Genomic DNA, 24,728 nt, shown 5'->3' with positions numbered 1-24,728 from the left:
CCCATCGGCGCGCCGACCGTGGTGAGGGCGGCGAAGGGGGAGACCGTGATCAGCAGTCCCGCCGTTGCCGATCTGGGCCAGCGCCCGGGGAGCGAACCACCGTCGACACTGACGTATGGCCACCCGTTCAACGGCACCCGTCGCTCCATTCGTGTTTTCTTCGCATCGCCGCCACCCGCACGCCTGTGACCTGCGGAAACAGCGCGCCCACTAGGCCGTGCGAGGGTCGGGGACGACACCCGTTCGGCGCTGCTTCTGACGGAGCATCAGGAAGCGGAAGTCCCGGACTGCGACTTACCTCGTAGACGTGCAGCCGAATCCCGAAGCCCTGGAGAGCACCATGCGCCGCACCGCACGTCTGCTGACCGGTATCGCCGGTATCGCGCTCGTCGGTGCGACCGCGGCACCCACCTGGGCCGGCAGCACCGGCAGCCTGGACGTGTACCCCTCCACCGTGGCGCCCGGCAGCCACGTCACGGTGAACACCGCCGCCTGCGGGGACAAGGGCGGCCCCGCGACCGGGAACGCGGGTGCGGTCGGCGGCGGCACGTTCATGCTGGCGCCCAGCACACACGACGGCGAGGCGATCGGACAGTTCACGGTGCCGGAGAGCGCGCAGCCGGGGATGTACGAGATCGTCGCGCGGTGTGCTGTGGGAAACCGGGAGGTGACGGGCGACCTGGTGGTGGCCCTGAGCGCGGCGCACGAGCAGGTGCAGCCGCGGGGAAGTGTGAAGACGGGGGTCGGCGGCGCACTCGGCCCCGACCCCGTGCGGACCGCGGCAGGCGTGGCGGCACTGGCCGTCGCCGCCGCGGGCGGTACCTGGCTCCTGCATCGCCGGGCGAGAGGCGACGGGATCTGACGGACACCCTCCGCTGTCCGTCACCGGTACCGCACACCCGCCCCCTCCGGGCCCGACGCCCCTCGCGGCCCGGAGGGGGAGGGGGCCTTCGGGGGTCCGCCTCCGGGAGAGGGATTGCCATGGGCAGGAGTGCCAGGCGAAGCAGGCGCACCAGAAGCGCCAGGGCCGGCGACACCGCGATAGCCGCGGTCACCGTCGTGGCCCTCGGTTCCGGGGTGTGGTTGCTCGGTGGTGGGGCCGGGACGCACGCGCCGCCGCAGCCCGCCGCCGCGGAGGGCCGCCTCGACCCGGGCGGTGAGCGGCCCGCGGCCCCCGCCCTCGCCCCGTCCCCGCCCATCCGGATCCGCATCCCCGCGATCCGGGTGAACGCCCCCCTGATGGGCCTGTCCCTCACCCCCGCCGGCAGCCTGGACGTGCCGCCCGCACGGAACAAGAACCTGGCCGGCTGGTATGAGGCCGGCACCATACCCGGCGAGACCGGCACCGCGATCGTCGCCGGGCACGTCGACAACACCGAGGGCCCCGCCGTCTTCTACGACCTCGGCGCGCTCACCCGGGGCGCCCGCATCGAGGTGGACCGCCGGGACGGCTCCGTGGCCGTGTTCACCGTGGACGCGGTGGAGGTGTACGCGGCACGCGACTTCCCCGACGAGAAGGTCTACGGCGCCGCCCACCGCCCCGAGCTGCGCGTCATCACCTGCGGCGGCGGCTATTCGCGGGCGACCGGATACCAGGGCAACGTCGTGGTGTTCGCCCACCTGACGGCAAGCCGCTGAACCTAGGCGATCCACTGCTCGTACGCCAGGTTCGCCACCAGCGCGAAGACCACCGTCAGCAGCACGACCCGGACGAACCCGCTGCCCTGTTTGAGGGCGGTGCGGGCGCCGAGCGTGCCGCCCGCGAGGTTGAAGACGGCCAGCAGGGCGGCCAGCTTCCACAGGACCGTGCCCTGCCAGGCGAACATGGCGAGGGCACCGGCGTTGGTGCAGCAGTTGACGATCTTCGCGGTGGCGGACGCGGTGACCAGGTCAAGCCGGAGGACGGCGGTCAGCGCGAGAACCAGGAAGGTACCGGTGCCGGGGCCGATCAGGCCGTCGTAGAAGCCGATGCCCAGGCCGGCCAGGCCGACCGCGGCGAGCTTCTGGCGCCGGGTGGCCGGACCGGCCGCCGGGGCCCTGCCGAAGGCCGGGCGCAGGATCACGAACGCGGCGACCCCGAGCAGCACCACCATGATCACCGGCTTGAGGACGTCCGTGCTCATCCCGGCCGCGAAGAAGGCCCCCGCCGAGGACCCGGCGAGCGCGGCGAGCCCGATCCGGACGGCCGTGCCGACCTCCACCGGCGCCTTGCGGGCGTACGTCACGGCCGCGCCGGTGGTGCCGACGATGGCGGTCGCCTTGTTGGTGCCGAGCGCCCACGCGGCCGGGGTCGACGCCGGCAGCCCGAGCAGCAGGGCCGGCAGGAGCAGCAGCCCGCCACCGCCCACCACAGCGTCGATCCAGCCGGCCGCTAGCGAGGCTGTACACAGCAGGGCTACGGTCGTCATCGGTATGTCGGGCATGATCGCGACCCTAACCGCACGCCCCGCTGCGGCGCGCGCGAGAATCCGCAGGAATCCTCACAGCCCCCTGGGGCACGCGCACGGGACCCTCACATCTGCCGCCCGGGTCCGCTGAGGGCAGCGTTCCGCGCGGGAAACAGAGGTGATGCGACCGGGTAACCTCCACGTCGCACGCTCGGGGACATGACCTCGAATACGCGTGTGGTGGTGATCGGCGCCGGCCTCGCGGGCGTACGGCTCGCCCGGCGGCTCGGCGAGCTGGGAGTGCCCGCGCTGCTCGTCGGCGACGAGGAGCACCCGCCGTACAACCGGGTCCTGCTCGCCGAGGTCCTGGCCGGCCGGTACGCCCCGGAGGTGATCAGCCTCCCGGAGCCCGAGCGGCTGCTGCGCGCCCGGATCACCGGGATCGACCGGGCCGGCCGGACCGTCAGCCGCGCCGACGGCCCGCCGATCGCCTACGACACGCTCGTCCTCGCCACGGGCGCCAACCCGGTGCTGCCGCCGCTGCGCGCCCTGTTCACCGCCGGCCATCAACTGCCCCGGGGCGTCCACGCGTTCCGCACCCTGGACGACTGCCTGGCGCTGTCCGAGGCGGTCCGGCCCGGGGTACGCGCGGTGGTGATCGGCGGCGGGCTGCTCGGTGTCTCCGCCGCCCGGGCACTCGCGGTACGCGGCGCGAAGGTGGTCCTCGCCCAGCAGGCCGAGCGGCTCATGGAGCGCCGGCTCGACCCGGACGCCTCCGGCCTGGTGCGACGGCACCTCACCGACCTGGGCGTCGAGGTCCACACCGAGTGCCGGGTGCGGGACATGCGCTGCGTCGCCGGCGCGGTCCGCTCGGTGGAACTCGCCGACGGCTACGTCCTCGACGCCGACCTCGTCGTCCTCGCCTGCGGGGTGCGCCCGCGCACGGGCCTCGCCGCGGAGGCCGGGCTCGCCGTCCACGACGGCGTCCTCGTCGACGACGAACTGCGCACCTCGGACCCGCACATCCACGCCATCGGCGACTGCGCCCGGCACGACGGCACGGTCTACGGCCTCGCCGCCCCGGCCCTCGAACAGGCCGACCTGCTCGCCGAGTTGCTCGCGGGGGACGCCGACTCCCGGTACCGCGGCACCCGTTCCCTGACCCGGCTGACCCTGACCGGGCCGGGCTCCCCGTTCGACCTCGCCGCGTTCGGCGAGACCGAGGCCCGCCCCGGCGACGACGTCGTACGACTCACCGACGCCACCCGCGGCACCTACCGCAAGGTCGTCGTCCGAGACGACCGTCTCGTCGGCGGGGTCCTCGTCGGCGAACTCGGCACCGTCGGCGCGCTCGCCCGCGCCTGGGAGGGAGCAGAGCCGCTCCCCGACGACGGCCCCCTGCTCCACCTGCTCACCAACGACGGAGGCTCCTGAAATGACCGACACCCCGGGGGCCGCCCCCACGATCGTCCTCGTCGGCCATGGCATGGTCGGCCAGCGCTTCCTGGAGGCGCTCGCCGAGCGCGGCCTGACCGCCACGCACCGCGTGGTCGTGCTCTGCGAGGAGCCGCGCCCGGCCTACGACCGCGTCGCCCTCACGTCGTACTTCTCGGGCAAGACCCCCGAGGACCTCTCCATGACGGACATGGAGTTCATCGACGACCACGGCATCGAGCTGTACGTCGGCGACCCGGCGGAGACGATCGACCGCGAGGCGAAGAAGGTGACGGCCCGCTCCGGCAAGGTCTTCGCCTACGACACGCTGGTCCTGGCCACCGGCTCGTACCCGTTCGTGCCACCCGTGCCGAACAAGGACGCCGAGGGCTGCTTCGTCTACCGCACGATCGAGGACCTGCTCGCGATCGAGGCGTACGCGGCGTCCAAGGCCCAGGTGGGTGCGGTGGTCGGCGGCGGTCTGCTCGGCCTGGAGGCGGCGGGCGCGCTCAAGGGCCTCGGGCTGACCTCCCACATCGTGGAGTTCGCGCCGCGCCTGATGCCGGTGCAGGTCGACGAGGGCGGTGGCGCGGCGCTGCTGCGCACCATCGAGGGCATGGGCCTGACCGTGCACACGGGCGTGGGCACGCAGGAGATCCTGACGGACGACGCGGGCGCGGTCAGCGGCATGAAGCTGTCCGACGGCTCCGAACTCGCCGTCGACATGGTGGTGTTCAGCGCCGGCGTGCGGCCCCGCGACCAGCTGGCCCGGGACTGCGGTCTCGCGGTCGGCGAGCGCGGCGGCATCACGGTCGACGAGCAGTGCCGTACGGTCACCGACCCGCACGTGTTCGCGATCGGCGAGTGCGCGCTGGCGGCGGACGGCCGGGTGTACGGCCTGGTGGCGCCCGGGTACGAGCAGGCGGAGACGGCCGCGGCGACGATCGCTTCCGACGAGGCTGCTTTTGTCGGCGCGGACCTGTCGACCAAGCTGAAGCTGCTCGGCGTGGACGTGGCGTCCTTCGGTGACGCGCACGGCGCCACCGAGGACTGCCTGGACGTCGTCTACTCCGACTCCCGCGCCGGCCTGTACAAGAAGCTGGTCATCGGCCGGGACGGCACGCTGCTCGGCGGCATCCTGGTCGGTGACGCGGAGGCGTACGGCACCCTGCGCGCGCTGACGGGTTCGGTGCCGCCCCTCTCCCCCGAGTCCCTCGTCCTGCCCGCCGGAGCGGACTCGGGGGCTCAGCTCGGCCCGTCGGCGCTGCCGGACGAGGCGATCATCTGCTCCTGCAACAACGTCACCAAGGGCACGATCCGCGGGGCGGTCACCGAGCACACGTGCATGAGCGTGCCCGAGGTCAAGAAGTGCACCAAGGCCGGTACGACGTGCGGCAGTTGCGTCAAGGTCCTGGGCCAGCTGGTCGACGCGGAGCTGGAGGCGTCCGGCGTCGAGGTCGACAAGGGCCTGTGCGGCTGCTTCGCCCAGACCCGCGAGGAGCTGTACGAGATCGTCCTGAGCCTGCGCATCACGTCGTACCAGGATCTCCTCGACCGCTACGGCCGCGAGGGCGCCCGGGGCGGCGAGGGCTGCGAGACCTGCAAGCCGGCGGTGGCGTCCATCATCGCCTCCCTCGCCCCGACGATCGGCGCGAGCGGCTACGTCCTGGACGGCGAGCAGGCGGCCCTTCAGGACACCAACGACCACCACCTCGCCAACCTCCAGAAGAACGGCTCGTACTCGGTCGTGCCGCGCATCCCCGGCGGCGAGATCGCACCCGAGAAGCTGATCGTGATCGGCGAGATCGCCCGGGACTTCGGCCTCTACACGAAGATCACCGGCGGCCAGCGGATCGACATGTTCGGCGCCCGCGCCGAGCAACTTCCCATGATCTGGGCCCGGTTGGTGGACGCCGGCTTCGAGTCCGGGCACGCCTACGGCAAGGCGCTGCGGACGGTGAAGTCCTGCGTCGGCTCCACCTGGTGCCGCTACGGCGTGCAGGACTCGGTCCGCATGGCGATCGACCTGGAGCTGCGCTACCGGGGCCTGCGCTCCCCGCACAAGCTCAAGTCGGCGGTCTCGGGATGCGCCCGCGAGTGCGCCGAGGCCCAGTCGAAGGACTTCGGCGTGATCGCGACGTCGAACGGCTGGAACCTCTACGTCGGCGGCAACGGCGGCGCGACCCCGCGCCACGCGGACCTGCTCGCACAGGATCTGAGTGATGCCGAACTGGTCCGCCTGATCGACCGTTTCCTGATGTTCTACATCCGCACCGCCGACCGTCTGGAGCGCACGAGCGTCTGGCTGGAGCGGATCCCGGGCGGCCTGGACCACGTACGCGATGTGGTGGTGCACGACAAGCTCGGCATCTGCGACGAGCTGGAGGCGCTGATGCGGGCGCACGTCGCCAACTACCGCGACGAGTGGGCCGAGACCATCAGCGACCCCGAGAAGCTGGCCCGGTTCGTGTCCTTCGTGAACGCCCCGGACACCCCCGACCCGGTCGTCGCGTTCGTCCCGGAGCGCGACCAGATGAAGCCCGACCTGCCGCTGCTCGCGATCGGCATGCGGCCCGCCGCCGACGTCCTGGAAGGAAGCACCCAGCGATGACCCTGACTGTCGAAGCCACGACTCTGAAGGTCCAGCTCCAGCTCGCGGACGGCTGGTTCACGGCCTGTGACCTGAACGCGCTGCTCCCGGGCCGCGGGGCGGCCGCCCTGCTGCCCGACGGCCGCCAGGTGGCCCTGTTCCGCGACCGCTCGGACCGCCTCTACGCCATCGACAACCGCGACCCGTTCAGCGGCGCGGCCGTCCTCTCCCGCGGCCTGACCGGCACCCACGAAGGCCGCCCCTTCGTCGCCTCCCCCCTGCTGAAGCAGCGCTTCGACCTGGTCACCGGCGAGTGCCTGGACGACGAGACGGTACGGGTGACGTCGTACGAGGTCCGCGCCGTCTGACGCACTGCTCCTTCCCTTACTTGACTGATCGTTCCAGACAATCCTAGGCTCTGACACATGGCCAGGACCAAGGAGTTCGACCCGGACGCCGCGCTGCAGGCAGCCCTGGAGCTGTTCTGGCGGCGCGGCTACGAGGCGACGTCGATGGCCGACCTGGTCGAGCACCTCGGAATCGGCCGGGCGAGCCTGTACGCGACGTTCGGGAACAAGCACGAGTTGTACGTGCGGGCACTGGACCGGTACGGACAGATCCAGAACCCCCTGCTCACCCAGGAGCTGTCCCAGCCGGGCCCGGTACTGCCGGCGGTACGCGCGGTGGTCCGGCGGTTCGCCGCCGAGGCCACGACCGAGCCGACCCGGGAACAGGGCTGCCTGGTCACCAACACGGCGGTCGAACTGGCCCCGCACGATCCGGCCGCCGCCCGCCGGGTGGCACACAGCTGGGACCACATGGAAACCCTCCTGCACTCGGCCCTGACCCGCGCCCAGGCCCAGGGCGAACTGCCGGAGAACCGCGACCCGTTGACCCTCGCCCGCATGCTGCTGGTCCTGCTCCAGGGCCTGCGGGTGGCGGGGAAGGCGTCCACGGACCCGGCGAGGGTCCGGGACGCGGCGGAGCAGGCGCTGGCGCTGCTCGACTGAGTGAACTGGTCGAGCAGCGCCGTTTTTCATCGGTTCATTCTGAACCGATCATTCAAGAAACCGATCATTCAGGAAAAGGGGAGACATGACCACGGGGATCACCGCAACCGCACGCACCCGCTTCGCGGGCCGCACCGCCCTCGTCACCGGCGCCGGAACGGGCATCGGCCGGGGCATCGCGCTGGCCTTCGCCAGGGAGGGCGCGCAGGTGGTCGTGGCCGGCCGCCGCACATCCCCTCTGGAGGAGACGGCAGCCCTGATCGAGGAGTCGGGCGGCAAGGCCCTGCCGATGACGGCGGACGTGACCCGCCCCGAAGACCTGCGGGCGCTGGTGTCCGGGACGGTGGCACACTTCGGCTCACTGGACGTGGCGGTGAACAACGCGGGCATCCTGACGGGACGCGGCCGCTCGGTGGCCGACCTGCCGGAGGAGGACTGGCGAACGATGCTCGACATCAACGTCACCGGCGTCTTCCTGGCCCTCCAGGCCGAGATCGCCCAGATGCGCACCCAGCCGACCGGCGGCGCCATCGTGAACATCGCCTCCCGCATCGGCGTCCACAGCCGCCTGCCCGGCACCGCGGCATACGCCACCACCAAGGCGGCCGTCTCGATCCTCACCCGCGCCGCCGCCCTGGACCACATCGCCGACGGCATCCGCATCAGCGCGGTCAGCCCCGGCCCCACCGCCACGGACATGTCCTTCAAGCCCGGCGAAACGGACTCCGACCGCGCGGCCCGCATGCGCACGGAGTCCCCGGTCGGCCGTGTGTCGACGGTCGAGGAGATCGCGGCAGCGGTCCTCTACCTGGCCTCGGACGACGCGGCGTCGGTCGTGGGGGCGGATCTGGTGGTGGACGGGGGGTCGACGGCCTGAGGTGTGGCGTGATGTGAGTGCTGGCTTGTTTTGGATCACCTGATGCGGTGGTGAAGAAGCGGGTAAAGGATTCACCACGTGATCGTAACGCTACTTTCTGTAACTCCGGCTGTCAGTAGGGCAGGTGGGGTTTGTTGAGAGGTGGCGTATGAACAAGGCAGTAGCGGGTCTGATCGCGGCGGGGGTCTTCATCACCGGAGCGGGTACGGCGTTTGCTTCCACCTGGCAGAGCCTGCGGGCGCAGCGTACGGCAGGAGTCGCCTTCGAAAGGGGCCAGTACCGGCTCAACCCCGCCGAGCAGAACCACGGTTCGTTCGAGTGGCGCGGGTACCTGCGGGACACCGATCCGGGAGATGGTCACAACGGGTACGTAGAAGTCAAGGTCGAAGGCCATGACTGGGTCCGCTACTACGGCAAGCAGCGGCAGACGGTGTTCATGCACCACTCCAACTGGGACGGCGCCCAGCGTTACACCGACGACGCACGCCTTCACGTCTGCCGCGACAAAGGCACTCTTCGTCCTGACAACTGCGCGCCCGACCTGCTTTTCAGCTACCGACTCCACGGCTGACCGAGGTCGTCGTGCCGGAAACTCTTGTCGCCAAAGACGTCGATCTCTTCTACGGAGCATCGCAAGCGGTCAAACGCGCGTCGATCCTGCTGCGCCGGGGCGAAATCGCGGCGATCACCGGACCAAGCGGCTCAGGCAAGTCCTCCTTGCTGTACTGCCTCGCCGGTGTGCTCCCCGCCAGCCAGGGCGAAATCCGCTTCGAGGGGCGCCCGTTCAATGAGCTGGACGACGACGAGCTGAGCACTCTGCGCCGCGACCGCTTCGGCTTCGTCTTCCAGTACGGCGAGCTGCTGCCGGAGCTGACGGTGGAGGAAAACGCTGCCCTTCCACTGCGCCTGGCCGGTCAGCGGAAGAGGGCCGCGCTCGCCGCCGCGGGCGAAGTACTGGGCAGGCTGGGTCTGTCGGAGCTGCGGGAACGCCGGCCGTCCCAGGTGTCGGGTGGGCAGAGCCAGCGCGTGGCCGTGGCCCGAGCCCTGGTTCATCGCCCGGCCGTGGTCTTCGCCGACGAACCGACGGGCTCCCTCGACAGTGCCAACGCCTCGGCCGTACTGGACGAGTTCCTGACCTTGGCCCGCTCACAGGGCACGGCGGTCCTCATCGTCACGCATGACCCCGACGTCGCGGCTCGCGCCGACAGTCGCTACTCCATGGTCGACGGCGTCCTCACCACACAAGGGCCGGTCGGATCGTGAAAGAACTACTTCTGGGACTGCGTCTGCTGCTGGGCAGCGGACGCGGGAACCGTGTGCGATTCGCCCTGATGAGTCTGGGTGGCGCAATCGGCGTGTGCTGTCTGGCGATCGTGCTGACAATTCCCGGGATCCTGGCCGCCCAGGACGCGCGTGTCGCGGCGAGACAGCCGGTTGTGGCGCGGGACGAGTCGCGCAACCCGGTCTTCGCGGGGTTCCCGCTGCTACTGCGGCGGACCGACCCGTACGGCGCGAGGCCCCTCACCCGTATCTTCCTCGCTCAGGGCTCCAAGGACATCGAGCCACCACCGGGGTTGTCGTCGTTCCCGCGTGCGGGAGAGGTCCTCGTCTCTCCCGGGCTGCGTGAAGTGCTGCGTGCCGAGCCGGCTCTCGCCCAACGTCTCCCGGGGCGGGAATCGGGACTGATCGGCCCCCAAGGGCTCGCGCGGCCCGAGGAACTGGTGGCCTACATCGGTGTACGCCGTGCTGAGCTACCGGACGGCGTACCCGTCGCGCGCTTCGGGAAGGAGGAGGCTCCGGATCCCACCGTGGCGGCGGCAACACTCGGCATCCTGCGCTTCACCATGGTGGGGATCGTTCTGGTCCCCTTGGCCGTGTTCCTCTCGGTCTGCGCACGCCTGTCCGCAGCCGAGCGGGCCCGCAGACTGGCCGCGCTACGCCTGCTCGGCATGAGTGCCAAGGAGGTGCAACGGGTCAACGCTGCCGAGACGGTCGCCGCCGCCGGCATCGGCTCACTCTTGGGGCTGGGCGTGTACTGGGTGCTGAATCAACTTGTGTCGAGAGTCGGGCTCCCCGGATTCACCTGGTACCCGAGCGATGGCACACTGGCCGGCTCGACGGTCGGAACATGCCTGGTGGGCTGCCCGGCGCTCGCCTGGGTCGTGGGACGGGTCAGTGCGCGGAAGGCCGCCACCAATCCGCTGGCCGTCCGCAGAACAGCTCCGCAGAAGTCTCCGTCCGCCTGGGGTTTCGTTCCGTTGCTCGCCGGAGCGGGCGTCGCCGCCGGGTACTGCGTCGCCGGGGCGACCGGGCATGTGCCCTCGGACAGTGGGCCGTCCGCGCTGCTGATTCCCTCGATGGTCGTCCTCATCGGCGTCGGCCTTGTGACGATCCTGCCGCGCCTGTCCCGGTCCCTTGCCGGACGGATCGCCCGGTCCACCCGTTCATTGACACTCGGGCTGGCCATGCGGCGCAACGAGGCGGAACCGGGTGGTGCGCTTCGGGTGGCCGCCGGTTTGGTACTGCTGGTGTTCGCAGCGTCTCTTGCGCAGGGCGTGCTGATCGAGTTGGACCAGGTCTCCAGGAACACAGCTCCGATCCAGATGTACGACATGCCCGACGGCAGACTCACTGCAGCTCAGCGAGCGGCCCTCGAACGTATACCAGGCATCCGCGCTCACTGGGCCACTGCGCCGACGCACGGCGACGAGACCGCGGTCGGCGGGCCACCCGAGATCGTCCTGGCCACCTGCGCCGAGCTGCGAAAGGCCCTGCCCTGGGTCGGTAAGTGCACTGACGGCCAGCCCCAGCGCCTCCGGGACTCCTCCGTGCAGGAGCAGAGCGGGACTGCCGAGGCGGGCAAGAAGGTGGTCGTCACGCTAGTTGGCGGGCGCGGCAGCCTGGAGTTCAAGGCACCACGGCGCACCTTGCCCTACCGGGATCACGCAGGTCTCCCGGCTCTCGGTAGTGGCATGATTCTCGTTCCTCCCTCCGCGCTTCCTCAGGGAGCGCGTCCTGAGGAAGCCACGCTCAGTCTGATGAGCGGTTCCGACCCGGACACCGTGCGTGCGGTTCTGGACGGGATCGCTCATGTCGTGCCCACCATCGCTGTGGCACCCCAGGGTCTGAACGTCACCGCCCTCCAGCAGATCGCGGTCGTGAAGACCCTCCTGGCCATCGGCATGTTCCTCGCCGTGGTCATCGGCATCGCCGCCTACCTCGTCGCCGCCGCCGACCGCGCCGTAGAACGCCGCCCCCAGGTCACCGCCCTCACCCTCCTCGGCGCCCGCCGCCGCACCCTTCGTGCGGTGCAGGTGGCCCAGGTCGTGCTGCCCTTGGCGGTGGGGCTGCTGCTGGCCGTCGTGATGGGGAAGATGGCCGAGGCGAGTTATCTGATCACCGGTGGCGGCACCGTCTTCTGGGACACCGCCGGCCTCCCCCTCCTCCTCACCGGCACCCTGTGCGTCGTAGCCGTCGCCGCCCTCGGCTCGCTCCCCCTGGTCGGCCGCCGCATCGACCCTGAGCTCATCCGGCGGGACTGAAAGTCGGGGCTGAGAGGAAAGGGGGGTGGCACACCTGATGTGCCGCCCCCCCTTTCCTCTGCTTTCCTCTGCCACCACCACCCCCTCAGATCGACCCCTCCACATTCACTGGACCGGCCTGGAAGACACCGGAACACGTCGTCCAAGCGGCCGGTATCAGTGCCGGTGTGCGCGAGGCCGGTGGGTAGACACGGAGGTACGTGCCGGTGCGCAGGCAGGGACCGCCGATCGGGCCGTTGGTGGTGCGGATGACCGACGAGGCCGAGTGGCCCGGGGTGAGGGTGACCGTGCCGTAGGGGCTGCCGCTGCGGGTGGCGGCGGGACCGAGCTGGTGGTGGGCGGTGTCCAGGACGCTGACGCCCGGGTAGCCGCGCAGGGCACAGCTGGTGGTGCTGGTATTGGTGAACCGGATCGGCCAGTACAGCGACCCGGCTGCCCCCTCCTTGCGGCCCATCGAGAGATACAGATCGTTCACCGTGCACGTACGGAGAGAAGCCGTCATCGAGGGCGCGCTCCATGCCGCTCCCGCCGCCGTCAGGCCCACGAGGGCCGCGGTCAGCACGGCTGCCGCGCCGCGCCCGGGGGATGTGCGGGAGAGGGCTCGGGATCGGCTCAGAGGGTTCAGAGGGTTCCGATGAGGGATCATGCGCATATCCGCCTCCATCGGGCGAATAGGTGGATGAAGGTCACTATGTTGGATGCACCCCGGCCCGGAAAAGTTGCGCCCTCTCATCTTCGCAACCCGGAAGGAATCGGACCATGCGTGGCTGGAGCACCTCCGACATCCCCGACCTCACCGGCCGCCTCGCCGTCGTCACCGGCGCCAACAGCGGCCTCGGCCAGGTCACCGCCCTGGAGCTGGCCCGCAAGGGCGCCCGGGTGGTACTGGCCTGTCGGAGTGCGGCGCGGGGTGAGGCCGCCGTCGGGAGAATCCGGCGTGAGGTGCCTCGTGCCGACGTCGAGCTTCTGGTGCTGGACCTGGGGGATCTCGGCTCGGTGCACACATGTGCGCGCCGGCTGCCGTACGACCGGATCGACCTGCTCGTCAACAACGCCGGCGTGATGGCCGTACCGTACGGGACGACCGCGGACGGGTTCGAGACGCAGTTCGGAGTCAATCACCTCGGGCACTTCGCGCTCACCGGGCTGCTGCTGCCCCGGCTGCTCGCCACCCCCGGCGCTCGCATCGTCACCGTCTCCAGCCTCATGCACGCCCTGGCGAACATCGACCCCCGTGATCTCAACAGCCGACAACGATACGGTCGTTGGATCTCCTACGCACGCTCCAAGACCGCCAACCTCCTCTTCACCCACGAGCTTGCCCGCAGGCTCGCCGCACGCGGTGCCGATGTCGTCGCCGTCGCCGCGCACCCCGGGTACGCCGCCACCAATCTCCAGACCGCTGGGCCACGCGCCGAGGGGCGGCGGGGTGCCGAGCGGGTGATGGAGGTGGCCAACCGGGTGTTCGCGCAGTCGGCCGAGGCGGGGGCGCTGCCGGTGCTGTACGCGGCGACCGCGGACGGCGTACGGGCCGATGAGTTCTTCGGGCCGTGGTTCGGTATGTGGCGGGGTGCGCCGGCTCGCTCCTGGCGGGCGCCCTGGACCGTCGATGACGCGGTCTCGCGCAGACTCTGGGAGGAGTCCGTGCGGCTGACGGGAGTCTCCTACGACTCCCTCGCCCCGTGACACAGGCCCCGAACACACAGCACGCGGCCCCGGTGACACACGGCTGCAACCGCCCTTTCGTAATCATCCCGCAAGGTTGATCGTTGGACCGTGCATCGATGACCGACGTCAGGGGGCACAGACGATGACCATGAGCCGTAGGGGACTGCTGGCCGCGGGTGCCGGGGCCGGAGCGGGACTGCTCGCCGCGTGCGGGTCCAACACCGGGCGTGGGGGCGGGGGTTCGGGGACGGCGTTGTCCCAGTGGTATCACCAGTATGGGGAGGCCGGCACTCAGCGGGCCGTTCAGCGGTATGCCTCCGCCTACCGGAAGGCGCGTGTCACCGTGCAGTGGCGGCCGGGCGACTACGACCAGCAGACCGCCGCCGCGCTGCTGACCGACTCCGGGCCGGATGTCTTCGAGGTCAACGGTCCCACGCTCGACCAGATCCAGGGCGGTCAGGTCGTCGATCTCACCGAGCTGCTGGCCGGGGTCGAGGCCGACTTCAATCCGGCCGTGCTCACGCCCAAGACGTACGACGGGCGGGTCTGGGGCATTCCGCAGGTCATCGACATGCAGATGCTCTACTACCGGAAGAGTCTGCTGAGGGATGCGGGAGTAGAGCCGCCCACCACGCTCGACGCCCTCGTGGACGCCGCCCGCAAGCTCAGCACCAGCAAGGTCAAGGGGCTCTTCCTGGGCAATGACGGGGGAGCCGGCGTGCTCGGGGGAACTCCCCTCTATGCGGCCGGACTTCGGCTCGTCACCGACGATGGCAAAGTCGGCTTCGACGATCCCTCCGCCGCCCGCACCCTCGGCAAGCTCCATCAGCTGTACGCCGGCAAGTCCCTCCTCCTCGGCGCCCCCGCCGACTGGGCCGACCCGTCCGCCTTCATCCAGGGGCTGACCGCGATGCAGTGGTCGGGGCTGTGGGCGCTGCCGCAGATCCAGCAGCAACTCGGAGAAGACTTCGGGGTGTTGCCGTTCCCCGGCGACGGCGGGAACGGCAAGCCGACCGTGCCCGTCGGGGCGTACGGGGCCGCCGTCAGCGCGCGTGGCCGGCACAAGGAGGCCGCCAAGGAGTTCGTGAAGTGGCTGTGGGTCGAACGGACCGATTATCAGGAGGACTTCGCGCTCAGCTACGGCTTCCACATCCCCGCCCGGATCTCCCTCGCCAAGAAGGCGACCAAGCTGAAGAACGGCCCTGCCGCGGACGCCGTGCGCTTCACCACCGACCACGGCTACGCCCAGCCACTGCTGTGGACGCCGGCCGCGCAGACCGCCTATCAGGACGCGCTCAGCCGGATCATCAGGAGTGGGGCGAGTCCGGAGAGTGAACTGCGGGGCGTCGTACGGAAGGTGAGCGCCGAACTCGACCGTGTGAAGAAGCTCCGGAACACGAAGAAGTCGTCGTGAGGCGCCGTAGGGCCCTCTGGTTCTGGGTGTTCGTCGGGCCGTTCGCCGCCGGGCTGGCGCTCTTCACCTACGTTCCCCTGCTGTGGAGCGTGGCCCTGAGTTTCTTCGACGCGCACAACACGGTCACGCCCACCCACTTCGTCGGCCTGGACAACTACACGGCGATGCTGCGGGACGACGCGTTCGTCGGCAGTCTGAGGACGTTCCTCGTCTTCACGGCCTTCATCGTGCCGGCCACCTATGTCTTCTCCCTCGCCCTCGCCCTCATGGTCAACCGGGTCCGCCGGGCACGGGCCTTCTTCCGGTCCGTGTTCTTCCTTCCGGCCGCGTGCAGTTACGTCGTCGCCGCCCTGGTCTGGAAGATGTCGATCTTCAACGGGGTACGGTTCGGGCTCGCCAACACCGTCCTCAGGTGGTTCGGCGGCGATCCCGTCGCCTGGCTGTCCATCACCGATCCGCCCTGGTACTGGCTGGTCATCGTCACCGTACGGCTGTGGCTGCAAGCCGGTTTCTACATGATCCTCTTCCTGGCCGGGTTGCAGCGGATCGATCCGGTGCTCTACGAGGCGGCCGCCGTGGACGGGGCCCGGCCCGGCTGGACGGTGCTGCGGCACATCACCCTGCCCCAGCTGCGGGCCACCTCGGTCGCGGTGGTGCTGCTGCTCGTCATCAACGCCTTCCAGGCCTTCGACGAGTTCTACAACCTGCTGTCCGACGCCAGGGGCTACCCGCCGTACGCCCGGCCGCCGCTCGTCTATCTCTACTACACCGCCCTGGGGCAGGGGCAGAACCTCGGGCTCGGCAGCGCGGGTGCGGTGATCCTCGCGCTGGTCATCGCGGTGGTCACGGTGGGGCAGGCGCGGTGGCTGCGGCTGGGAAGGACGGACGCCGATGGATGACGCCCTGGTGCGGGCCGGTCGGGCCCTGCGGGTGGTGCTGCTGATCGTGCTCGCCCTGCTCTTCCTCATTCCCTTCTATCTGCTCGTGCGCAACGGGCTGTCGAGCGAGCAGGACATCACCTCGCCCCGATGGACGTTCTTTCCAGGTGAGTTGAGGTGGGGGAACGTCCGGGAGCTGTTCGACGATCCGTCCGTTCCCTTCGCCCGGTCGCTGCTCAACTCCGCGCTGATCGCCGTGGCCACGACCGTCGGCACCCTGCTGCCGGCCTCCCTCGCCGGATACGGGCTCGCCCGCATCCCCTACCGGCACGCGAACAAGGTCTTCTACGGCATCCTCGGCACCCTGCTGGTCCCGGCCGCCGTGACCTTCGTACCGAGCTTCGTGCTGGTGTCGTCGCTGGGCTGGATCTCCACGCTGCGCGGGCTGATCGTCCCGACGCTGTTCTCCGCTTTCGCCTGTTTCGTCTTCCGGCAGTACTTCCTGGGATTTCCACGGGAGCTGGAGGACGCGGCCCAGGTCGACGGGCTCGGGTACTGGCGCACGTACTGGCTCGTGGTCGTTCCCAACGCGCGTCCGGTGTTCGCCGCCGTCGGGACGATCGTGTTCCTCGGGGCGTGGAACTCGTTCCTGTGGCCGCTGGTGATCGGGCAGGACCAGAGCGCCTGGACGGTGCAGGTCGCGCTGTCGTCCTTCACCACGTCCCAGGTCGTGCGGCTGCATGAGCTGTTCGTCGCCGCCGTCATGTCCGTCCTGCCGCTGCTGCTGGTCTTCCTGTGTTTCCAGCGGTGGATCGTGGCGGGGGTGGAGCGGTCGGGGATCGACTGAGCCACGGCCCGACACGCCGGAGAGGCGGCACCCCCGCACAGGGTGCCGCCTCTCCTCTTTCATGCGCCGGAGCCGCCGCCGATCGGTGAGGGTCGGGGACCAGCGGCGGCTCCGGGGTTCAACCGGCCCGCGAGGGCCTATCGGTGGTCGCTGCCCGCCGACTGCGTGGCGGCGCGGCCGGCCTCCAGGCGGGCGACCGGGATGCGGAACGGGGAGCAGGAGACGTAGTCCAGGCCGGCCTCGTGGAAGAAGTGGACCGACTCCGGGTCGCCGCCGTGTTCGCCGCAGACGCCGAGCTTGAGGTCGGGGCGGGTGCGGCGGCCGGCTTCCGCCGCCGCCTTGACCAGGGAGCCCACGCCGTCCTTGTCGATGGTCTCGAACGGGGAGACGCCGAAGATGCCCTTCTCCAGGTATGCCGTGAAGAACGAGGCCTCCACGTCGTCCCGGGAGAAGCCCCAGACCGTCTGGGTCAGGTCGTTGGTGCCGAAGGAGAAGAACTCCGCCGCCTCCGCGATCTGGCCGGCCGTGAGGGCGGCTCGCGGCAGCTCGATCATCGTGCCGATGGCCAGCTTCAGCTCGGTGCCCGTCGCCGCCTGGACCTCGGCGATGACCTGGTCGGCCTCCTCGCGCACGATCTCCAGCTCCTGGACGGTGCCGACGAGCGGGATCATGATCTCGGCGCGCGGGTCGCCCTTGGCGTTCTTGCGTTCGGCCGCCGCTTCCGCGATCGCGCGTACCTGCATGGTGAACAGGCCGGGGATGACCAGGCCGAGGCGTACGCCGCGCAGGCCCAGCATCGGGTTCTGCTCGTGCAGGCGGTGGACCGCCTGGAGCAGGCGCAGTTCGTTCTCGTGCGGCTCCTGGCGGGACTCGGCCAGGGCCACGCGGACCGAGAGCTCCGTGATGTCCGGCAGGAACTCGTGCAGCGGCGGATCGAGGAGACGGATGGTGACCGGCAGGCCGTCCATCGCCGAGAACAGCTCCACGAAGTCCTGCTTCTGCAGCGGGAGCAGCGCCTTCAGGCTCTCCTCGCGCTCGTCCTCCGTGTCGGCCAGGATGAGGCGCTCGACCAGCTCACGGCGGTCGCCGAGGAACATGTGCTCCGTGCGGCACAGGCCGATGCCCTGTGCGCCGAAGCGACGGGCGCGCAGCGCGTCCTCGGCGTTGTCCGCGTTGGCCCGCACCCGCAGCCGACGCTTGCGGTCGGCGAACGCCATGATCCGGTGCACGGCCTCGACCAGCTCGTCGGCGTCGTGGGCGCCCGCGTGCATCCGGCCCTCGAAGTACTCCACCACGGGGGACGGGACGACCGGGACCTCGCCCAGGTAGACCTTGCCGGAGGAGCCGTCGATGGAGATCAGGTCGCCCTCCTCCACCACCTGGCCGCCGGGGACGGTCATGCGGCGGCGCTTGGTGTCGACCTCCAGCTCCTCCGCGCCGCAGACACAGGTCTTGCCCATGCCCCGGGCGACCACGGCCGCGTGGGACGTCTTGCCGCCGCGCGACGTGAGGATGCCCTCGGCCGCGATCATGCCGTCCAGGTCGTCGGGGTTGGTCTCCCGGCGGACCAGGATGACCTTCTCGCCCGAGCGGGACCACTTCACGGCCGTGTAGGAGTCGAAGACCGCCCTGCCCACCGCGGCGCCGGGCGATGCGGCGATGCCGCGCGCGACCTTGTCGACCTTCGCGTGCTCGTCGAAGCGCGGGAACATCAGCTGGGCCAGCTGGGCGCCGGTGACGCGCTGGAGGGCCTCCGTCTCGTCGATCAGGCCCTGGTCGACGAGCTGGGTGGCGATCCGGAAGGCGGCCCCGGCGGTGCGCTTGCCGACGCGCGTCTGGAGCATCCACAGCTGACCGCGCTCGATGGTGAACTCGATGTCGCAGAGGTCCTTGTAGTGGTTCTCCAGGGTCTCCATGATCTGCATGAGCTGGTCGTACGACTTCTTGTCGATCGACTCCAGCTCCGCCAGCGGGACGGTGTTGCGGATGCCCGCGACCACGTCCTCGCCCTGGGCGTTCTGGAGGTAGTCGCCGTAGACGCCCTGGTGGCCGGAGGCGGGGTCGCGGGTGAAGGCGACGCCCGTGCCGGAGTCGGGGCCCAGGTTGCCGAAGACCATCGAGCAGACGTTGACGGCCGTGCCGAGGTCGTGCGGGATGCGCTCCTGGCGGCGGTACAGCTTGGCGCGGTCGCCGTTCCAGGAGTCGAAGACCGCCTTGATGGCGAGGTCCATCTGCTCGCGCGGGTCCTGCGGGAAGTCCCGGCCTGCCTCCTTCTTGACGATCTTCTTGAAGGTGGTGACCAGCTTCTTCAGGTCGGCGGCCTCCAGGTCGGTGTCGACCGTGACCTTCTTGGCCTCCTTGGCCTTGTCGAGGGCCTCCTCGAAGAGCTCGCCGTCGACGCCGAGGACGGTCTTGCCGAACATCTGGATGAGGCGGCGGTAGGAGTCCCAGGCGAACCGGTCGTCGCCGGCCTGCTTGGCCAGGCCCTGCACCGACTTGTCGGAGAGGCCGATGTTCAGGACGGTGTCCATCATGCCGGGCATGGAGAACTTCGCGCCGGAGCGGACGGACACGAGGAGGGGGTTGTCGGCCTGGCCGAGCTTCTTGCCCATCCGCTGCTCAAGGGCGTCGAGGTGTGCACTCACCTCGTCACGCAGGTCCGCGGGCTCCTCGCCGCTGTCCAGGTAGACCTTGCAGGCCTCCGTGGTGATGGTGAAGCCGGGAGGGACCGGCAGACCGAGGTTGGTCATCTCGGCGAGGTTGGCGCCCTTGCCACCGAGGAGGTCCTTGAGGTCCTTGTTTCCCTCGGTGAAGTCGTAAACGAACTTCGCTACGTGGGGATCTTTGTTTTCCGACACGGGTCTCGACTCCTTGAGGCCACGGTGGCTGCCCTGACGGCCAGGAACATACCCAGATCGAAGGTCTATGGGTATGTCCACTTGCCCGTCATGCGCCTGTAACCACCCGTCCGCCACTGGATCGAAAGTCAAGGCTTGGCAAGCCGTGGCCCGTTTATGTTTTCACTTCTTGAACGCAAGTACGCCCAGATGCCGGATTTTCTGCTCACATGAGCGCCCATCGTGCACGTCTGTTTTCGATCGATGAACGATCAAGGGGTGGCACCCAGTGCCACCCCTTGGAGAAGTGCAGTCGCCCATGATCCGCTCATCTGAGCGCAGCCCTTATCAAGGGTGGCGAGAATCACGCTGCCACAGCGGCCCGGATTTCACCATGCGGACCGATTGCAGGACCGGCCGCGGACCACTGCGGACCGCTTCAGGTACCCGGAAACAGCCATGTCACACGCCCCTGTCACACACCCAGCGCCAGCAGGCGCTCCTCCACCCGCTCCGGCGCGTAGAGGTGTTCCACGACCAGGGCCCCCGCTCCGATGAGCGCGGCCCGCTCGCCGAGCCGGGAGGTGAGGACGTCCAGGTGGGCCGTGGAGCGGGGCAGCGCCCGCTGGTAGAGCAGTTCGCGCACGCCGGTGAGGAAGGGGGTTCCGGCCAGATCGCCGGCGATCATCAGCACGCCGGGGTTGAGAAGGGTCACGACCGTCGCCAGCACGTCCCCGACCCGGCGCCCCGCCTCCCGGGCCAGCGCCGCCGCCTCCGGATGCCCGGCGGCCAGCAGGTCCCGTACGTCCGAGCCGGAGGCCGCCGGCACCCCGGACTCGGCCAGCCGCCGGGCCACGGCCCCGCCGCTCGCGACGGCGGCGAGACAGCCGTACGAACCGCACCGGCACAGCGCGTCCGCGCCGACCCGGATGTGCCCGATGTCACCGGCCCCGCCGTCGATCCCCCGGTAGACGGAGCCGTCCACGACGACCCCGGCACCGATACCGGTCGAGACCTTGACCAGCACGAACGCCCGGCAGTCCGGGTGTCCGGCGCGCTGTTCGCCGTACGCCATGAGGTTGGCGTCGTTGTCGACCAGGACGGGGACGGGCGGGGCCCCGGTGTGCTCGGTGAAGGCGCGGGAGAGGCGGCCCCGTATGTCGTAGCCGTCCCAGCCCGGCATCATCGGCGGCTGCACCACCCGGCCGGTCTCGCTGTCCACCGGGCCGGGCACCGCGAGCCCGATGCCGCAGACCTCCGCCGCCGGATGCCCGGCCTTCTCCAGCAGTTCGCCGAACCAGCGCCCGAGTTCGGCCAGTACGGTCTCCGGGCCGTCCTCGACCACCAGCGTGCCCGCATGCTCCGCGAGTATCTCGCCGGTCAGGGAGAGGACGGCCGCGCGGGCGTGCCGGGTGTCCAGGTCGGCGGCGAGGACGACGGCGTGGGAGCCGTCGAACTCCAGGGTGATGGAGGGGCGGCCGCCGAGCGGTGAATCGACCGGGCCGCCGGCGCCCTCGCGCAGCCAGCCGGCCCGGAACAGCCGGTCCAGGCGCTGGCCGACGGTGGCCCGGGACAGCCCGGTCACCTGCTGCAGCGCACCCCGCGTCACCGCCCGCCCACTGCGCACCAGTTCGAGCAGGTCTCCGGCGCCGACCTGGGCGCCGCCGCTCCTGACAGCTCTTCCCGGACGTCCAGTCATGCGCACCCCCTTGTGTTTCCCAACTCTGCATTACATAGTGAGTTTTGCGTGTTAAATAGACGTAACCCTACGGTAGACATAGCCAAACCCGGTCGGCCCGGCCGGGCGTCTTCAGTCTTCGGGGAGCCCCGAGTGGACCGCACTGCCCAGCTCACCAGCCGTTCCACCGAGTTCGAGATCGCATACGATCCCCCGGGCTCCAGCGATTCCCTGCACGTCAGGGCGGCCCGGGTGCTGGAGGCGAACTGGACGGGCCGGGCGACCGTGCCGTCCCGGAGCCTGTATCCGCACCAGTGGTCCTGGGACTCGGCGTTCATCGCCATCGGCCTGCGGCATGTCTCGCCGCTGCGGGCGCAGACCGAGCTGGAGACGCTGCTGGCCGCCCAGTGGGCCGACGGACGCGTCCCGCACATCGTCTTCAACCCCTCCGTACCGCTCGACGCCTACTTCCCGAGCCCCGACTTCTGGCGCTCCTCCACCGCCGGGCACACCGCGGGCGCCCCGCGCACCGTACAGACGTCGGGCATCGTGCAGCCACCGGTGCACGCGCTCGCGGCCTGGCTGGTGCACCACGCCGACCCCGAGACGTCCCGCTCCCGCGGCTTCCTGGCCCGGGTCTACCCGCGCCTGGCCGCCTGGCACCGCTATCTGCTGCACCGGCGCGACCTGGGCGGCGGCGGGCTGGCGTCGGTCGTCCACCCCTGGGAGCAGGGCATGGACAACAGCCCCTGCTGGGACGCCCCGCTGGCCCGGATCACCCCGGCCCCGGCCCGCTCCTTCCGCCGCGCCGACCTCGACCACGGGGCCGCCGAGGACCGGCCGACGGATCTGGACTACGGGCGGTACGTGCGGCTGGCCGCGGACTACCGGGATGCCGGATACGCCGACGGGCAGGGGGAGTTCGCGGTCGAGGACCCCGCGTTCAACGCCCTGCTCATCGCCTCCGAGCACGCGCTCGCCCGGATCGCCGAGGAACTGGGGGCGACCGGCACCGCCCGGCACGCGCGCGCGGAACGGCTCACGGCGGCGCTGGTGGAGCGGCTGTGGGACCCGGCGGCGGGCATGTTCCTGTGCCGGGACCTGAAGGGCGGGGGGCTGATCCAGGAACGGGGCGTGTCCGGGCTGGTCCCGCTCCTCCTCCCCGGCCTGCCCAGGGACCTCGTCGGCGCCCTCGTACGGACACTGCGCGGCCCCCACTTCTCGCTCGGCGACCGCACCCGGCTCGCCCCCAGCTACGACCTCCTCGGCGAGGCCTTCGACCCGCACCGGTACTGGCGCGGGCCCGCCTGGTTCAACACCAGCTGGCTGCTGGAGCGGGGCCTGCGCGCGCACGGGGAGCTGCACCTGGCCGACGCCCTGCGCGCGGCCGTACTCCACCTCGCCGACACCACCGGCTTCGCCGAGTACGTCGACCCGTACACCGGCGAGGCCTGCGGCGCGACCGGCTTCGGCTGGACCGCGGCCCTCGCCCTGGACCTGCATCACGAGCTGCACCAAGAGCTTGTCAAGGGCGCCCGCGAGGGCGTGTCCAGCCCGGCCACCGACACGTTCGACACGAGTGACAAAGGAGGGGACCGGCGATGACGGACCGGCATCATCTGCTCGTGCACGGGGCGACGTTCGCCGCCGTGGGCGACCGGGGCGACATCAGCGGGGTCCGGGGCAGCGGCGCCCCGGACGGGTTGTTCGTCCGGGACGCCCGGCACCTCAGCCGCTGGCAGCTCACCCTCGACGGCGCCGTGCCCGAGGTGCTCACCCCGGTCACCGACGCGGACGCGGCCCGCTGCGTACTGGTCCCGCGCGGCGGCCGGCGGGAGCCCCCGGCGCACACCGTCTTCCGGGAACAGGCCGTCGGGGACAGCTCGTTCACGGAGTCCCTGCGGGTCACCAGCAACCGCCCGGTGCCGACCACCGTCCGGCTCGCCCTCACCGTGGACGCCGACTTCACCGACCAGTTCGAGCTGCGCGCCGACCACCGCACCTACGTCAAGCCCGGCGCCGTACGCTCCCGCCAGATCCTGGACGACGGGATCGAGTTCACCTACCGGCGCGCCGAATGGCACTCCCGTACGTCGATCACGGCCGACCCGGCGCCCGACGCCGTGGAGGAGACCGGCACCGGTGCCCGCCGCCTGGTGTGGGCCCTCGACCTCGCGGCGCACGGCACGACGGAGCTGGTGCTGCGCGTGATCGCCCGCCCGCACGGCGAGAAGCGGGCCCTGCGCGTGCCCCGCGACCCGGCCGCCATACAGGAGCAACGGGCGGCGCTGGAAACGGAGTTCATGGAGGGCGTGGCCTTCCCGGCCGGCTGGCCGGAGCTGTCCGCGGCCTGTGCGCGCGGGCTCGCGGACCTGGCCGTGCTCCAGGTGCCGGCCACCGGACCGGACGGCGAGGAGCTGCGCGTCCCGGCCGCCGGCGCGCCCTGGTTCCTGACCCTGCTCGGCCGGGACGCCCTGCTCACCTCCCTGTTCGCGCTGCCGTACCGGCCACGGCCGGCCGCCGCCACGCTCCTCGCCCTGGCCGCGACCCAGGCGACCGGCTCCGGACCGTCCCCGGTCGCCCAGCCCGGCAAGATCGTGCACGAGGTACGGCACGGGGAGCTGGCGCACTTCGGGCAGGTGCCGTTCGGGCGGTACTACGGCTCCGTCGACGCGACCCCGCTGTTCCTGATCCTGCTCGGCGCGTACGTCGAGCACACCGGGGACTCGGCCCTGGCCCGCCGTCTGGAGACGCACGCGCGTGCCGCCGTCGGCTGGATGCTGGACCACGGCGGGCTGACCTCGCGCGGCTACCTCGTCTACCGCGCCGACGAGGGCGGTCTCGCCAACCAGAACTGGAAGGACTCCCCCGGCGCGATCTGCTCCGCCGACGGCACCCGGCCCACCGGCGCGGTGATGGCGGCGGGCGCGCAGGGGTACGCGTACGACGCGCTGCGCCGCACGGCGTGGGTGGCGCGGACGGTGTGGGCCGACGAGACGTACGCCGCGCTGCTGGAGCAGGCGGCCGCCGATCTGCGGGACCGTTTCCAGCGGGACTTCTGGATGCCGGAGCACTCCTTCCCGGCCCTCGCGCTCGACGGCGACGGCCGGCGCGTGGACGCGCTCGCCTCCGACGCCGGGCATCTGCTGTGGTCGGGGCTGCTGGACAAGGAGTACGGCGAGGTGGTGGGCCGACGGCTGCTGGAGCCGGACTTCTTCTCCGGCTGGGGGGTCCGCACGGTGGCCTCCGGCCAGTCGGCGTACCATCCGCTCTCCTATCACCGGGGTTCCGTCTGGCCCCATGACAACGCGCTGATCACGCTGGGGCTGGCACGGTACGGGCTGCATGACGAGGCTCGGGTGGTCGCTCATGCGCTGGTCGATGCGGCGACCATGGGCGGGCATCGGTTGCCCGAGGTGCTGGCGGGGTACGGCCGGGACACGCATCCGGAGCCGGTGCCGTATCCGCACGCCTGTGTGCGGGAGTCCCGGTCGGCTGCGGCGCCCCTCGCTCTGCTCACGGCGGTGGGTGGGGCTTAGGCGCCGGGTGAGGTCAGGCGCTGTATT

Annotated in this window: 20 protein-coding genes; 16 read left to right on the top strand and 4 right to left on the bottom strand. The window is 70.8% G+C overall.

The window, feature by feature from the left end; genetic code table 11:
• Positions 1-340 precede the first annotated feature (340 nt).
• Positions 341-862 (top strand): hypothetical protein, encoded by a 522-nt coding sequence (locus tag LE548_RS12650; RefSeq protein WP_225097151.1) that lies wholly within the window; start codon positions 341-343, stop codon positions 860-862.
• A gap of 119 nt (positions 863-981) precedes the next feature.
• Entirely contained in the window at positions 982-1,638 is a 657-nt protein-coding gene (locus LE548_RS12645; RefSeq protein ID WP_225096883.1) for a class F sortase, read from the top strand.
• A 2-nt stretch (positions 1,639-1,640) separates the two neighbouring features.
• On the opposite strand, the gene LE548_RS12640 is transcribed toward LE548_RS12645, so the two are convergent.
• Complete coding sequence (locus LE548_RS12640; protein WP_225096882.1) at positions 1,641-2,423, bottom strand: TSUP family transporter; 783 nt, start codon at positions 2,421-2,423, stop codon at positions 1,641-1,643.
• 183 nt (positions 2,424-2,606) lie between these two features.
• On the opposite strand from LE548_RS12640, the gene LE548_RS12635 reads away from it, so the two are divergent.
• From LE548_RS12635 to LE548_RS12600, 8 genes are all read left to right on the top strand, one after another.
• The gene (locus LE548_RS12635) at positions 2,607-3,821 is read left to right on the top strand and encodes an NAD(P)/FAD-dependent oxidoreductase (RefSeq protein WP_225096881.1); all 1,215 of its coding nucleotides are present in this window, start codon (positions 2,607-2,609) and stop codon (positions 3,819-3,821) included.
• A gap of 1 nt (position 3,822) precedes the next feature.
• Entirely contained in the window at positions 3,823-6,432 is a 2,610-nt protein-coding gene (nirB, locus tag LE548_RS12630; protein WP_225096880.1) for a nitrite reductase large subunit NirB, read from the top strand.
• Complete coding sequence (nirD, locus tag LE548_RS12625; protein WP_225096879.1) at positions 6,429-6,779, top strand: nitrite reductase small subunit NirD; 351 nt, start codon at positions 6,429-6,431, stop codon at positions 6,777-6,779. The genes nirB and nirD overlap by 4 nt, the downstream gene beginning before the upstream one ends.
• A gap of 57 nt (positions 6,780-6,836) precedes the next feature.
• Positions 6,837-7,421, top strand: a complete 585-nt coding sequence (locus LE548_RS12620) for a TetR/AcrR family transcriptional regulator (protein ID WP_225096878.1) — start codon at positions 6,837-6,839, stop codon at positions 7,419-7,421.
• A gap of 85 nt (positions 7,422-7,506) precedes the next feature.
• Complete coding sequence (locus LE548_RS12615) at positions 7,507-8,298, top strand: SDR family NAD(P)-dependent oxidoreductase (RefSeq protein ID WP_225096877.1); 792 nt, start codon at positions 7,507-7,509, stop codon at positions 8,296-8,298.
• 148 nt (positions 8,299-8,446) lie between these two features.
• Positions 8,447-8,869 (top strand): hypothetical protein, encoded by a 423-nt coding sequence (locus LE548_RS12610; protein WP_225096876.1) that lies wholly within the window; start codon positions 8,447-8,449, stop codon positions 8,867-8,869.
• Positions 8,870-8,880: 11 nt separating this feature from the next.
• Positions 8,881-9,561 (top strand): ABC transporter ATP-binding protein, encoded by a 681-nt coding sequence (locus tag LE548_RS12605; RefSeq protein WP_225096875.1) that lies wholly within the window; start codon positions 8,881-8,883, stop codon positions 9,559-9,561.
• Between the two features lie 68 nt (positions 9,562-9,629).
• Positions 9,630-11,840 carry an FtsX-like permease family protein gene (locus tag LE548_RS12600; RefSeq protein ID WP_225096874.1) on the top strand — a complete coding sequence of 737 codons (2,211 nt, stop codon included), beginning with the start codon at positions 9,630-9,632 and terminating at the stop codon, positions 11,838-11,840.
• A gap of 85 nt (positions 11,841-11,925) precedes the next feature.
• On the opposite strand, the gene LE548_RS12595 is transcribed toward LE548_RS12600, so the two are convergent.
• Positions 11,926-12,342 carry a DUF4232 domain-containing protein gene (locus tag LE548_RS12595; protein ID WP_225096873.1) on the bottom strand — a complete coding sequence of 139 codons (417 nt, stop codon included), beginning with the start codon at positions 12,340-12,342 and terminating at the stop codon, positions 11,926-11,928.
• A 257-nt stretch (positions 12,343-12,599) separates the two neighbouring features.
• On the opposite strand from LE548_RS12595, the gene LE548_RS12590 reads away from it, so the two are divergent.
• The 4 genes from LE548_RS12590 to LE548_RS12575 all read left to right on the top strand — a co-directional run bounded on the left by LE548_RS12590 (position 12,600) and on the right by LE548_RS12575 (position 16,647).
• Positions 12,600-13,526 (top strand): oxidoreductase, encoded by a 927-nt coding sequence (locus LE548_RS12590; protein ID WP_225096872.1) that lies wholly within the window; start codon positions 12,600-12,602, stop codon positions 13,524-13,526.
• 124 nt (positions 13,527-13,650) lie between these two features.
• A complete protein-coding gene (locus tag LE548_RS12585; RefSeq protein WP_225096871.1) occupies positions 13,651-14,922 on the top strand; it encodes an ABC transporter substrate-binding protein in 1,272 nt (423 codons plus the stop codon).
• Positions 14,919-15,821, top strand: a complete 903-nt coding sequence (locus LE548_RS12580; protein ID WP_225096870.1) for a carbohydrate ABC transporter permease — start codon at positions 14,919-14,921, stop codon at positions 15,819-15,821. Before LE548_RS12585 ends, LE548_RS12580 begins: the two co-directional genes overlap by 4 nt.
• Complete coding sequence (locus LE548_RS12575; RefSeq protein ID WP_225096869.1) at positions 15,814-16,647, top strand: carbohydrate ABC transporter permease; 834 nt, start codon at positions 15,814-15,816, stop codon at positions 16,645-16,647. The genes LE548_RS12580 and LE548_RS12575 overlap by 8 nt, the downstream gene beginning before the upstream one ends.
• A gap of 137 nt (positions 16,648-16,784) precedes the next feature.
• Here the strand turns inward: LE548_RS12575 and ppdK are convergent, their stop codons facing one another.
• Together ppdK and LE548_RS12565 are read right to left on the bottom strand one after the other, a co-directional pair.
• Positions 16,785-19,505 carry a pyruvate, phosphate dikinase gene (gene ppdK, locus LE548_RS12570; RefSeq protein ID WP_225096868.1) on the bottom strand — a complete coding sequence of 907 codons (2,721 nt, stop codon included), beginning with the start codon at positions 19,503-19,505 and terminating at the stop codon, positions 16,785-16,787.
• Positions 19,506-19,959: 454 nt separating this feature from the next.
• Positions 19,960-21,183 (bottom strand): ROK family protein, encoded by a 1,224-nt coding sequence (locus LE548_RS12565; RefSeq protein ID WP_225096867.1) that lies wholly within the window; start codon positions 21,181-21,183, stop codon positions 19,960-19,962.
• Between the two features lie 132 nt (positions 21,184-21,315).
• Between LE548_RS12565 and LE548_RS12560 the strand changes: the two genes are divergently transcribed.
• Both LE548_RS12560 and LE548_RS12555 read left to right on the top strand, forming a co-directional pair.
• Complete coding sequence (locus LE548_RS12560; RefSeq protein ID WP_225096866.1) at positions 21,316-22,767, top strand: hypothetical protein; 1,452 nt, start codon at positions 21,316-21,318, stop codon at positions 22,765-22,767.
• Complete coding sequence (locus tag LE548_RS12555) at positions 22,764-24,701, top strand: glycogen debranching N-terminal domain-containing protein (protein WP_225096865.1); 1,938 nt, start codon at positions 22,764-22,766, stop codon at positions 24,699-24,701. The genes LE548_RS12560 and LE548_RS12555 overlap by 4 nt, the downstream gene beginning before the upstream one ends.
• Positions 24,702-24,728 lie beyond the last annotated feature (27 nt).

The organism is Streptomyces sp. CoH27 (assembly GCF_020181035.1).
Taxonomy (GTDB): domain Bacteria; phylum Actinomycetota; class Actinomycetes; order Streptomycetales; family Streptomycetaceae; genus Streptomyces; species Streptomyces camelliae.
The sequence above is the reverse complement of the archived record's forward strand: the minus strand, read 5'-3'. Positions and strand labels throughout refer to the sequence as shown.

Bases quoted from the DNA above. Each gene is read 5' to 3' on its own strand.
- LE548_RS12610 (WP_225096876.1), top strand. From the start codon at position 8,447: ATGAACAAGGCAGTAGCGGGTCTGATCGCGGCGGGGGTCTTCATCACC.
- LE548_RS12600 (WP_225096874.1), top strand. From the start codon at position 9,630: ATGAGTCTGGGTGGCGCAATCGGCGTGTGCTGTCTGGCGATCGTGCTG.
- LE548_RS12620 (WP_225096878.1), top strand. From the start codon at position 6,837: ATGGCCAGGACCAAGGAGTTCGACCCGGACGCCGCGCTGCAGGCAGCC.
- LE548_RS12575 (WP_225096869.1), top strand. From the start codon at position 15,814: ATGGATGACGCCCTGGTGCGGGCCGGTCGGGCCCTGCGGGTGGTGCTG.
- nirD (WP_225096879.1), top strand. From the start codon at position 6,429: ATGACCCTGACTGTCGAAGCCACGACTCTGAAGGTCCAGCTCCAGCTC.
- nirB (WP_225096880.1), top strand. From the start codon at position 3,823: ATGACCGACACCCCGGGGGCCGCCCCCACGATCGTCCTCGTCGGCCAT.
- LE548_RS12635 (WP_225096881.1), top strand. From the start codon at position 2,607: ATGACCTCGAATACGCGTGTGGTGGTGATCGGCGCCGGCCTCGCGGGC.
- LE548_RS12585 (WP_225096871.1), top strand. From the start codon at position 13,651: ATGACCATGAGCCGTAGGGGACTGCTGGCCGCGGGTGCCGGGGCCGGA.
- LE548_RS12595 (WP_225096873.1), bottom strand. From the start codon at position 12,342: ATGACGGCTTCTCTCCGTACGTGCACGGTGAACGATCTGTATCTCTCG.
- LE548_RS12615 (WP_225096877.1), top strand. From the start codon at position 7,507: ATGACCACGGGGATCACCGCAACCGCACGCACCCGCTTCGCGGGCCGC.
- LE548_RS12645 (WP_225096883.1), top strand. From the start codon at position 982: ATGGGCAGGAGTGCCAGGCGAAGCAGGCGCACCAGAAGCGCCAGGGCC.
- LE548_RS12650 (WP_225097151.1), top strand. From the start codon at position 341: ATGCGCCGCACCGCACGTCTGCTGACCGGTATCGCCGGTATCGCGCTC.
- LE548_RS12565 (WP_225096867.1), bottom strand. From the start codon at position 21,183: ATGACTGGACGTCCGGGAAGAGCTGTCAGGAGCGGCGGCGCCCAGGTC.
- LE548_RS12640 (WP_225096882.1), bottom strand. From the start codon at position 2,423: ATGCCCGACATACCGATGACGACCGTAGCCCTGCTGTGTACAGCCTCG.
- LE548_RS12555 (WP_225096865.1), top strand. From the start codon at position 22,764: ATGACGGACCGGCATCATCTGCTCGTGCACGGGGCGACGTTCGCCGCC.
- LE548_RS12590 (WP_225096872.1), top strand. From the start codon at position 12,600: ATGCGTGGCTGGAGCACCTCCGACATCCCCGACCTCACCGGCCGCCTC.